Source organism: Clostridium sp., from assembly GCF_016650095.1.
Taxonomy (GTDB): domain Bacteria; phylum Bacillota; class Clostridia; order Clostridiales; family Clostridiaceae; genus Clostridium_AD.
This window is the reverse complement of the sequence record NZ_JAENWL010000102.1, coordinates 1-10,207: the sequence shown is the minus strand read 5'-3', so window position 1 is coordinate 10,207 and position 10,207 is coordinate 1. Positions and strand designations below refer to the sequence as shown.

At 32.4% G+C, this 10,207-nt stretch carries 12 protein-coding genes; 2 read left to right on the top strand and 10 right to left on the bottom strand.

The annotated features are described in order from the left end of the window. Positions 1–283 (top strand): hypothetical protein (locus tag JJE11_RS08090; protein WP_291634384.1); only part of this gene is annotated, 283 nt, incomplete at its 5' end. A 121-nt stretch (positions 284–404) separates the two neighbouring features. Here JJE11_RS08090 and JJE11_RS08085 read toward each other — a convergent pair. The 9 genes from JJE11_RS08085 to JJE11_RS08045 form a co-directional block, all read right to left on the bottom strand. After that, positions 405–551: a hypothetical protein gene (locus tag JJE11_RS08085; RefSeq protein WP_291634382.1), complete on the bottom strand. Its 147-nt coding sequence runs from the start codon at positions 549–551 to the stop codon at positions 405–407. A 102-nt stretch (positions 552–653) separates the two neighbouring features. Continuing rightward, the gene (locus JJE11_RS08080) at positions 654–1,583 is read right to left on the bottom strand and encodes a 1,4-beta-xylanase (RefSeq protein ID WP_291634381.1); all 930 of its coding nucleotides are present in this window, start codon (positions 1,581–1,583) and stop codon (positions 654–656) included. A gap of 93 nt (positions 1,584–1,676) precedes the next feature. Next, positions 1,677–2,696, bottom strand: coding sequence for a glycoside hydrolase family 130 protein (locus tag JJE11_RS08075; RefSeq protein ID WP_291634379.1), 1,020 nt, complete (start codon positions 2,694–2,696; stop codon positions 1,677–1,679). Continuing rightward, a complete protein-coding gene (locus tag JJE11_RS08070) occupies positions 2,689–3,867 on the bottom strand; it encodes a glycosidase (RefSeq protein ID WP_291634377.1) in 1,179 nt (392 codons plus the stop codon). The genes JJE11_RS08075 and JJE11_RS08070 overlap by 8 nt, the downstream gene beginning before the upstream one ends. Next, entirely contained in the window at positions 3,848–5,041 is a 1,194-nt protein-coding gene (locus tag JJE11_RS08065) for an AGE family epimerase/isomerase (RefSeq protein WP_291634375.1), read from the bottom strand. Before JJE11_RS08065 ends, JJE11_RS08070 begins: the two co-directional genes overlap by 20 nt. Before the next feature lie 86 nt (positions 5,042–5,127). Continuing rightward, entirely contained in the window at positions 5,128–5,982 is an 855-nt protein-coding gene (locus JJE11_RS08060) for a carbohydrate ABC transporter permease (protein ID WP_291634373.1), read from the bottom strand. 1 nt (position 5,983) lies between these two features. Further along, positions 5,984–6,880: a carbohydrate ABC transporter permease gene (locus tag JJE11_RS08055; RefSeq protein ID WP_291634371.1), complete on the bottom strand. Its 897-nt coding sequence runs from the start codon at positions 6,878–6,880 to the stop codon at positions 5,984–5,986. Positions 6,881–6,916: 36 nt separating this feature from the next. Then, on the bottom strand, positions 6,917–8,221 hold the full coding sequence (locus JJE11_RS08050) for an ABC transporter substrate-binding protein (protein ID WP_291634369.1): 1,305 nt from the start codon (positions 8,219–8,221) through the stop codon (positions 6,917–6,919). A 230-nt stretch (positions 8,222–8,451) separates the two neighbouring features. Beyond that, positions 8,452–9,459, bottom strand: a complete 1,008-nt coding sequence (locus JJE11_RS08045; RefSeq protein WP_291634367.1) for a substrate-binding domain-containing protein — start codon at positions 9,457–9,459, stop codon at positions 8,452–8,454. Between the two features lie 202 nt (positions 9,460–9,661). Here JJE11_RS08045 and JJE11_RS08040 point away from each other — a divergent pair, with 202 nt between their 5' ends. Next, complete coding sequence (locus tag JJE11_RS08040; RefSeq protein WP_291634365.1) at positions 9,662–9,886, top strand: hypothetical protein; 225 nt, start codon at positions 9,662–9,664, stop codon at positions 9,884–9,886. A 71-nt stretch (positions 9,887–9,957) separates the two neighbouring features. Here the strand turns inward: JJE11_RS08040 and JJE11_RS08035 are convergent. Then, positions 9,958–10,207: GNAT family protein (locus JJE11_RS08035; protein ID WP_291634364.1), on the bottom strand; the 250-nt coding region annotated here is incomplete at its 5' end.

Genomic DNA, 10,207 nt, shown 5'->3' with positions numbered 1-10,207 from the left:
TGCCTTTATTTATAGGTGTTCCCATCATCAACGGTTATCTACCGTATATAATGGTGAGGTTGTATTTAAGGTATATGTAATTAAAGAAAACGGTCTAGCTTACAGACAATTAACATATCCTACAAAATCTCTAAATGGTAAAGAATTAAACAAAAACAGGTGGTTAAACCAGGTAAAGATGGTAGGTAAGTATACTATTTTATGGAGTAATGGAATGAAAAAAAATAGCTTGATTATGATTACATTAAATGGACCTATTCATAAAACGAATGAATTAATATAAAAATAAATAGCAGAAGTTATAATATTATAACTCCTGCTATTTTCTTTGCTAAAGGGCAACGCAGATAAATAGGCATATTTAAGAATTTTTCTTAGGTATACCTTTATACACGCTATGCTCGTTATCTACCGTTATTTAAAAGAAAATCATCTCTTAGGTCCAAATCAATACCACCAAAAATAGCAACAAGACTACCGCCTCTAAAGTTTTTAGATACATTTCTAGTTTTTACGCCTGAAAAAAATGCTAAATTAACCACCGTGTCCACGTCACTTTCTGATTTTCTAAATTCATAATCTTCTTTACTAGATTCACGATTCTTTTTAGCACGTTGATGAAGACAATAAACGCATAAAAAAATAAAATTTAATTATTTAGAGTCGTAGAATTTTTTAATTATTTTCTCAGCTGGTTTTCCATAAACGTCATAACCGTTATCATTTTTAGCCTTATCTTCCTCATATAATTTTGACTGCCAATCCCATAATCCAAAGCCCTGAATCCACATTGCATCCTTAGTTTTTTCAAACATAACTTCATAGTATTTTTCTTGTTCTTTTAAACTAGGTCCACCCTGAAGTTCCCAATTGTTTGGAACTAATGAAGACCCTATTCTACTAGGACATCCAGCTTCTATAAAAAAGAATGGTTTATTATATTTTTCAACAACTTTTTTTATCCGTGTTAATTGATTGTCCCAATCATTAATAGGATAATATCCGCTTGAGGAAATAACATCTAATGCGTCCCACCATTTAACTTCTCCCTCTTGGTACTTGTCAGTATTATAAGTAACTAAACCACTATAAGCTTCTTTTACCTTTGAAACTAAAGTTCTAAATTCCTGTTCTCTTCTTTGAGCCTGCACCATTTCACACCCAACCACAAACATAAAACAATTAGTCTCCTCAGCTATTTTTGCATAATGAAGAATAAATTCGTCATACATTCCAAACCATTCACTCCATTTAGGTTCACATGGCACATCTATATCAAAAAAATTAATATGTGCTCGCCAAGTGCCATCCAAACAGTTTACAGTAGGCTTTAATATAACTCTCAGTCCTAGTTTATGACATTTATTTATAGTCAAAATCAATTCTTCGTCACTAACTGTATACTCACCACAATAATCAATATATAAGGATTGTGCACTCTTTTGTACACCAGCAGGTGCAAGCACTACTGAATTTATTCCAGTTCGTTTTACCATGAGCTTAAGTGAGTTTGATGCTTGTTCTTCAATATATGCTCCCCTATGATTAAATGAACCCCAAGTAAATCCTTTAATGTATTCCATAATATTATACCTCCGATTTCATAAAATAAACAAATCCTTAAATCGTTTTTAAAAATGATCTAAGGATTTAAATTATTCTATTTAATTATAAAACTATCTATATTCTTCTGCATCTCCTGGTACTAGCTCCGAATTGGCTTTTATATAATCTACAAGCTCGTCTACCTTGGCATATGCAACTGCTAAATAGGTATCAGCAGCACCATAGTATATTGCAATTCTTCCTGTTTCACTATCTTGAAGCGTTGCGCAAGGGAAAGTTACATTTGGTACAAAACCTGTAGTTTCATAATCTTTCTCAGGTGTAAGAATGTAATCCCTTGTTCTATATAAAACCCTAGAGGGGTTATTTATATCAAGTATCGCTGCTCCAACGCTATACACAAACCCATTGCAAGTTCCAGAAACACCATGATAAAAAAGCAGCCATCCCTCAGTTGTTTCTATTGGTACCGCACCTGCACCTATCTTAGTTGCTTGCCACCATCCAGCTCCTCCCTTAGACATAACTTTTCTATGTTTTCCCCAATGAACTAAATCTGGGCTCTCACTGATAAAAACGTCTCCAAAAGGCGTGTGTCCACTGTCGCTAGGCCTACTTAATAGCATGTATTTACCATTTAATTTCCTTGGAAATAGTACGCCATTTCTATTAAACGGAATAAATGGATTCTCAATTCTAGTAAATTCCTTGAAATCTTTTGTCATTCCTATAGCTAAAGTGGCCCCTGCAAAATCTGTGCACCATATAATATAATAAATATCATCTATTTTAACTAAGCGAGGATCATAAGAATAAGAAGGTTCAAACGGTTTACCCTCCTCATCCTTCCAATGAATTTCTTCATTTTCAATATCCCATTTCAAGCCATCCGCGCTATATCCTAGGTGCAATTGCGGCCTACCATTTTTATGATCTGCTCTAAATATCCCTATAAAACCATCAGCATAGGGCACTACTGAACTATTAAAAACACGAGCAGTTTTTGGGGTTGGATTCCAGCCTATTATTGGATTTTTGTCATGTCTCCACACTACCCTATCGAAGCCTACCGGTTTATCTTGCCATGGTATATTTTTCATCACTTCACCTAATATGAAAACTTTACTCATTGCAAAATCCTCCTTCCAAGTTTCTTTTGATTAGTTCAATACGCTGCTTTACTGACTCTGCAGAACGCAATGGATCTGTTGGTGTTGCAAATGCATATTCTAAAAGCAAGTCAATATTAGTAGTTGCCACATGTATTCTAGTGTCGCAGGACGCATAATATATGAAAACATCTCCATTATTCCTAGCTATAACACCATTTGTAAATACTACATTTGATACGTCTCCAACTCTTTCTTCTCCAAAAGGTGCAATTAAATAGCCACCTGGAGCTGCGATTACCTTTTCAGGGTCGTTTAAATCTGTCACAAACAAATAAATAACATATCTAAGTCCTGCTGCTGTAATTCTTACCCCGTGTGCAATGTGAATCCAACCTTTTTCTGTTTTTATAGGAACACATCCAGCACCATTTTTTGATTCTGTAATTGTATGATATTTTCTAGGACTTAGTACAATCTCTTTTTCAATAACAGCCTTTTCCATAGTATCGCAATATCCAATACAGATTCCACTTTCACTTCCTGTGTCAATAAATCCATCCATAGGACGAGTGTATAGCATATATTTCCCATTTACAAATTCAGGATGTAACACTACATTTCTTTGTTGCGGCGACGGAGTCTTTAGATTAGGCATTCTTTCCCAGCATTTAAGATCTTTTGTTCTCACTATTCCGGCTTCAGCTATTGCTGAAGAAAGATCACCAGGTGCTGATTTAGGATCTTTTCTTTCTGAGCAAAATACACCATAAATAAATCCATCTTCATGCTTAGTTAATCTCATATCATATAAATTCGTTTCGTTAGGACAGGTATCTGGAATTACTACAGGGTAGTCAATAAATTCAAATTTATAAGTTCCAGTCTCGCTTTCAGCTATAGCAAAGAAAGATTTACGATCACTACCTTCCATCCTAGTTACTAAATAAAATTTCCCATTTAATTCAATTGCACCTGGGTTAAATACTGCATCAATGCCCAAAGTTTCAATAAAGTTTGGGTTAGTTTCTTCATTTAAGTCATATCTCCAGCTAAGTGGAACATGTTTTCTAGTTAATACTGGGTATTTATACCTCTTATAAATACCATTGTATTCCGCTTGTGACTCTGGATTTTTTCTATTAATGAGATTATCGTATTTTTCAAGTTCCTCAAGATATTTTTTCTTCACTTAGCTTCCCCATCCTTTCAATAATCTCTATACACATTCTTCCATTATGATATGGACATTTCCAAGGTTCAACAATTGGCATATCAGGTATTGGAGAATTATCTTCCGAAAGCTTCCAAAACCATTCACTGTTTTCCCTTTTATCAACCACACTATTTTTAATATACTTCCAAAGTTCCTCTGTTGCTTTTAGATATTTTTTATCTCCTGTTTTTTCATAAGCATTGTAAAATCCTATAATAGACTCAGCTTGCACCCACCACACTCTTCCTGTATCAGTAATTCCATTTTCAGTCTCATTAATTACACCTAAGGGCGAATATGCCTTATTATAAATATTTTCAGCAATTTTCTGTGTATAATTATGGGTACTTTGTATTAAACTAACGTCTCCTAGCACCTCTGCCGCTCTATCAATTAACCAAGAGCCTTCAATATCATGCCCATAAGATTGCAAATTGATAGTTTCATTCCACTTCTCATCGAAAAACACCTTTAGGCTTTGTCTTTTCTCTGAATATATTTTATTTTTTATTAGGTCAAGAAGATAATATAGCCTTTCGCGGACCTTATCATCTTTTGAAACTTCGTATAGCAGAGTATAGGCTTCTAATACGTGTAAATGAGTGTTCATAGTTCTATCAGATATGACTTCATTTTCACTAAGCATCTCATTTTCTTTTTCATTCCATTTTCTATCAAATTCTTCTAAATATCCATTAGAATTCTCACATTTTTTTTCTATTAAATGAAATAGTTTTTTTGCAATATCAAGAGCTTCCTCTTTTCCTGTCGCTTTATAATACTGTGACAACCCATATATACCAAAAGCCTGATTATATATATGTTTTCTATTATCTGTAGGTTGTCCCTTAAAATCCACCATCCAATATAATCCATCATACTTATCATCAAAAAGCTTGTCCTTCATGAAGTCATATGCATGACTCGCAAGCTCTAATGCTTCATTTTTCTTATCTAAACAGTAAGTAGCTGAGAAAAACCACAAAATTCGAGCATTTAAAATAGCGCCCTTTTCTGCCTCTTTATTAATCTTACCATCATACCCTACATATCCATAAAAACCACCATTATCATAATCGGCTAAACTACTCCAAAATGGAAATATACGTTGATTCAATTCCTTGTGAATTTCTTTTGATAAATTTAGCATTTAAAAATCTCCTATCTAAAGTTTCTAAAAATATATATTAAGGCACGTGAAATGAATAAACTATCAGTCATTTATAGGAATGTGCCTTATTTAACTGAGCCATTTACAAACCCATTGTATATATATTTCTGCATTGATAAAAATGCAATTAAAGTTGGAATAATAATTAAAATAATTCCTGCACATATTATATTCCATTGCCCTCCGTAAGGCCCCATAAACTTATAAAGGGAAGTTGATAGTGTCTGAAGCTTCTGGTCAGGCATATAAAGAAATGGAATATAAAAATCATTATATATTGTAACTCCTCTAATTATTGCAACTGTCGCAATTGCTGGTTTTAAATTCGGAAGTATTATTCTAAAAAATATATACGGGTAAGAAGCACCATCAAGCTTAGCTGCTTCATCAAGGCTTACATGTATCGAATCCATAAATAGAAGCATAATATACAAGCTCATTACATCTGCTCCCAAATAAAGCACTATAGGAGCCCATATCGTACCAACAAGGCCCAGAAAACTTACAATTTTATAAGTTGCAACTTGAGTTGTCACAATTGGTATAAGCATTGCCACAAGGTAAGCTCCGAAAATCAGTTTTTTACCAAAGAATTCAAATCTATTTAATACATAAGCAACCATTGCTCCAAACAGAATTGTACCTGTTAATGACATTGCCATAATAAAAATAGTATTTTTAAGTCCTGTAATCATTCCTCCATCAGTAAACGCGGTCTTAAAATTTTCTAAATACAAGAAACTATTAGGTAGCGTAAGTTTTCCTGAAATATTAAATTCACTACGAGTCTTAAAAGCGGCAAATAATATTACTATTACTGGAGCTACAACAACAATAGCTGCCAATATTAAAGATATATACTTAATTATAATCAATATAACATGTCTACTTTTTTCAAATACATATTTCTCCTTTTGCATATTAATCTGCCTCCTTAAAAAACATTTTTTCAATGATTGTTACTGTTGCTACAATTAAAAGCATTATTACAGCCATCGCAGATCCGAGTCCCACCTGTTGGAATTGAAAGGCAGTATTTACAGTTTGAATAACAAATGTGTTACTGCCATTTGCTCCACCTGTCATTATATATGGAATCTCAAATACACCTATTGCTCCAGCTATGGCAAGGATAAGATTTAATTCTATAATTTTTTTAACACTAGGGAATATTATGTATTTTACCTTTTGCCACTCAGTAGCTCCATCTAAATCTGCAGCTTCCATTACTTCTCCTGAAATAGACTGTATAGCACCTAAAAATATTATAAAATTAAAGCCCACATATCTCCATATAGAAACAGATGCTAAGGAATAGTTTATAATACCAATATCTCCAAGCCACTGATGGATATATTTACCTATACCTAAAAGGTTCAATATACTATCCAATGTTCCATCCGGCCTTAAAAAGAAAACAAATATTAAAGATATTGCTACACCATTAAGAAGATATGGGAAGAACATTACGGCTTTGTAGAAACTTTTCCCTTTCATTTTTCCGTTTAATATAATAGCAAAATAAAATGCAATAAATAATTGAACAAACCCACCGAAAAAATAATAAATACTATTTTTTAAAGCTATAAAATAAGTAGGATTCTTAAATATTTCTATATAATTAGAAAAACCAACCCATTTCCTAACAGCACTATACCCATTCCATTCTATAAAACTGTAATAAATTAAACTCATAGCTGGTATAAATGTAAATGTGGCTAAAAAAAGTAACGGAATTAACAGGAAAAAAAATATTACAACTTTTTCCTGTTTTTTATAACTCAGCTTTCCAAACATCTGTCCACAACCTTTTTTCATATTTTAAAAATAAGGAGGGAACACCCCTCCTTGTATTTAATAATTAAGATCTTTTTTAGCTTTTGCCCATTTAGCATTTAAATCTTCTATAGCTTTATCAAAATCAGCTTTACTATTTTTCGCCGCTATAGCAACCTTTTGAACATAAATACCTCCATAAAAATCTATTGCAGCTTTATTTGCTATTTTATCCCTTTTATCACTTTCATCCCCATTTGGTCCTGGAGATGTGAATAAAAGCTCTGCGCCTGTCGTAAACTCTTTTATAACTGGATTAGTAGATTCTGCATTCTTCTTTATTGGGATAAACCCATTATCGTTAGCAAAACTAGAATCTATGAAAGCAAATAAGAAATCTTGTGCTTCTTTTTTATTTTCACTAGCCTTACTAACTGCTAAACGCCAATCTGGTGATGCAATTGCACTAAGTTTTCCTGAATCATCAACAGGTATTGCTGCAAATCCAATATCCTCTTTATTTGTTGCATTATCTTGCATTTGTGGTATTGCCCAAGTACCTAAAAACATCATTGCGACTTTACCTTGTCCAAGATCAGTTTTAGATTGTTCCCAATTGGTAGTAGTAAGATCTGGCTCTACCCATCCATTGCTTACAAACTTGTAAAGAACATTAAGTGCTTTACCATTTGGCTTGTCTTCTGAGAAAGGAGCCGTCTCTTTGTATATAGTATTGTAGTAACTTCCATCACCGGACATTGGAATCGCCATATAATCCCATTCTTGCAAAGGCCATTTATCTTTAAAATTAGTAGCCAATGGTACAATCCCTGCTTCTTTTAGCTTTGAAGCTGCTTCATATAAACCAGTTAAGGTTGTTGGAAATTTTTCTATCCCCGCTTTCTTAAAAGCTGCTTTATTATAAACCACTCCACTAGCACCCATTCCATAGCTTAATCCATAAGTGGTAAATGAACCGTCTTCATTTTTAATTGCTTTATCATCAGTATAATTATAATCTTTTAGTTTATCGTCTGTATTTTTTCCGAGTGGCTCAAAAAACTGTGGAAGATCTGAGTTTGCAATTCCATTTGGTACTAAAAGTACATCACCATAATTTTTTGAATTTAAACGAATTTTTACGTCTCCATCATAATTGGTAATACCTTCCCATTTAATAGTTACCCCAGTTTTTGCTTTATACTCATCTCCGAATTTTGCAAGATCAGTGTTTATAATGTCTGTTCTGTTGGTTAACACGGTCAGTGTTACATCTTTTTTACCTTCAGTTGGAGTTGGATCTGTATTTGTATTTTTACCACAACCGGCTAATACACCCATTGACATGGTAGCAAACAAAACCAAACTAATTACTTTTTTCATATTTTTCCCCCTTAAGTATATTGTGTAACGTTATTGTTGCGTTACAATTATATTTTACGACAACGATTACATATTGTCAAGAAAAATACAGATAAATCATATAATAATATATATTTAGACAAACCCTTTAATACCAACCTTTGTAAGGGTTTCATAGATGATAATTGTAACTTTACAGTCTTTATATAAATAAGCCTAAGTTCTCTAACTTAGGCTTTTTAAATCATATTTCAATTTACTTTTTTTATAGAATCTCTAATTACAAGTTTACCTTTAATCATTACTCTCCCATATTGAGTTTCTACATCATTTATCTTTTTTGAAATCATTTTTATAGCCACCCTTGCCATCTCATCCAAATCAACCTTAACAGTTGAAATTTTCGGATTAGATTGGATAGCGTGTATTGAATCATCAAATCCTACTACAGAATAATCCTCAGGCACTCTATATCCTGAGCTTTTAAGTTTTTCAATTAATAGTAATGCGGTTTTATCACAATTGCACACAAATGCTGTCGGCATATCCTCAGGAAGAGAAATATCAATCCATATGTTATCATCGGTTCTATCATTAATAATCCAACTGTTTTTAAAAGATAACTTATACTCTAAAATAGATTTATAATAGCCTAAAAATCTATCTTGAATACTACTAGTCAAATTTAAATTTCCCACAAAAGCTATATTTACATGACCTTTTTCAATAAGATTATTGGTAATTTCATAAGTTCCGAAAAAATTATCTGTATTAATACTGTCTACATTAACTTTATCATAATAGAAATCCAAAAATACTAAAGGGACATTAAGCTTTACTATTTTTTTAACAAATTCCTTAGAAATTTGACCCAGAATAATTAATCCATCAACCTTTTTATCTTCTAGCATTGTTGGAATTACTTGATTTTTTTCATTATCAAAATCTAATATATGAAACATACAAGTATAATGTACCCTTTCCAAATAGTTAGAAATGATTCTATATAGATCTATATAAAAATAACCTTCTTGTCCATAATAACGTTCTGCTGAAATTATCCCTATACATTTAGTACTCTCATTTACTTTTGACTTTCCATCTGAATTAAAAACATACCCTGTCTCAGCAGCAGCCTGCTTTATCCTTTCCTTCATACTTTCACTAATATCCTTGTTACCTCTAAGTGCCTTGGATACTGTGACTTTGGAAACTCCAACTCTATTCGCAACATCTTGCATTGTAACTTTTTTCGTCATAGCGCTTTTACTCCTTATATAATAATATTTATAATTTGCATTAATATTTAAAAATTTTATAAAACTTAATAATACTATTATACCCATTCTTTACTTAACAAATCAATATATTTTATAAATATTACTTTACAATATATTTTAGCATAAGTAATTTATATTATGGGCACCATATTAAAATAGAATTAATAAAGGGGTTGTTTTTATGAGCCAAAATAAAAATATTGTAGCTAAAAATCAAAACTTTATTCCTAACAGCGAAGGTATTGGTCCTGATGCAGGGAGTTCCATGGCTAGTGGAATTGCAGCAAAGAAGGAAAGCACCATTTCTACTATGAAAGATAGTAGAAATTCCGATAATGGATATAAGAATAATGGAAATGCTGGAGTACAGGCTGCAAACCAACAAGCAACTAGAAATAAAAACTAGGTAGCTTAAATTATTTAAAACGTATTAAATTCAAAAAACACATCAGATTATAATCTGCTGTGTTTTTGTGTTTATCTTACTTGCATGCTATCCCACTCCGGCCTCAGCATTCCATATAAATACATATCATACCTCTTGCCATCTCTATGTATAAATTCTCTATAGACCCCTTCTCTTTTGAAGCCTAATCTCTCATATAATTTTATAGCAGGTTCGTTGTATTCAAGCACAGTAAGCTCTATTCTATGCAAATTCAGTTCCTCAAAACCAAAGTCTATAGTAAGTCTAAGAGCCTCTTTTGCATATCCGCGTCCCCTATTC

What these genes read in the sequence shown, in the direction of transcription:
- JJE11_RS08040 (WP_291634365.1), top strand. Translation starts at nt 9,662, where the DNA reads ATGAGCCAAAATAAAAATATTGTAGCTAAAAATCAAAACTTTATTCCT.
- JJE11_RS08050 (WP_291634369.1), bottom strand. Translation starts at nt 8,221, where the DNA reads ATGAAAAAAGTAATTAGTTTGGTTTTGTTTGCTACCATGTCAATGGGT.
- JJE11_RS08060 (WP_291634373.1), bottom strand. Translation starts at nt 5,982, where the DNA reads ATGCAAAAGGAGAAATATGTATTTGAAAAAAGTAGACATGTTATATTG.
- JJE11_RS08080 (WP_291634381.1), bottom strand. Translation starts at nt 1,583, where the DNA reads ATGGAATACATTAAAGGATTTACTTGGGGTTCATTTAATCATAGGGGA.
- JJE11_RS08045 (WP_291634367.1), bottom strand. Translation starts at nt 9,459, where the DNA reads ATGACGAAAAAAGTTACAATGCAAGATGTTGCGAATAGAGTTGGAGTT.
- JJE11_RS08075 (WP_291634379.1), bottom strand. Translation starts at nt 2,696, where the DNA reads ATGAGTAAAGTTTTCATATTAGGTGAAGTGATGAAAAATATACCATGG.
- JJE11_RS08055 (WP_291634371.1), bottom strand. Translation starts at nt 6,880, where the DNA reads ATGAAAAAAGGTTGTGGACAGATGTTTGGAAAGCTGAGTTATAAAAAA.
- JJE11_RS08065 (WP_291634375.1), bottom strand. Translation starts at nt 5,041, where the DNA reads ATGCTAAATTTATCAAAAGAAATTCACAAGGAATTGAATCAACGTATA.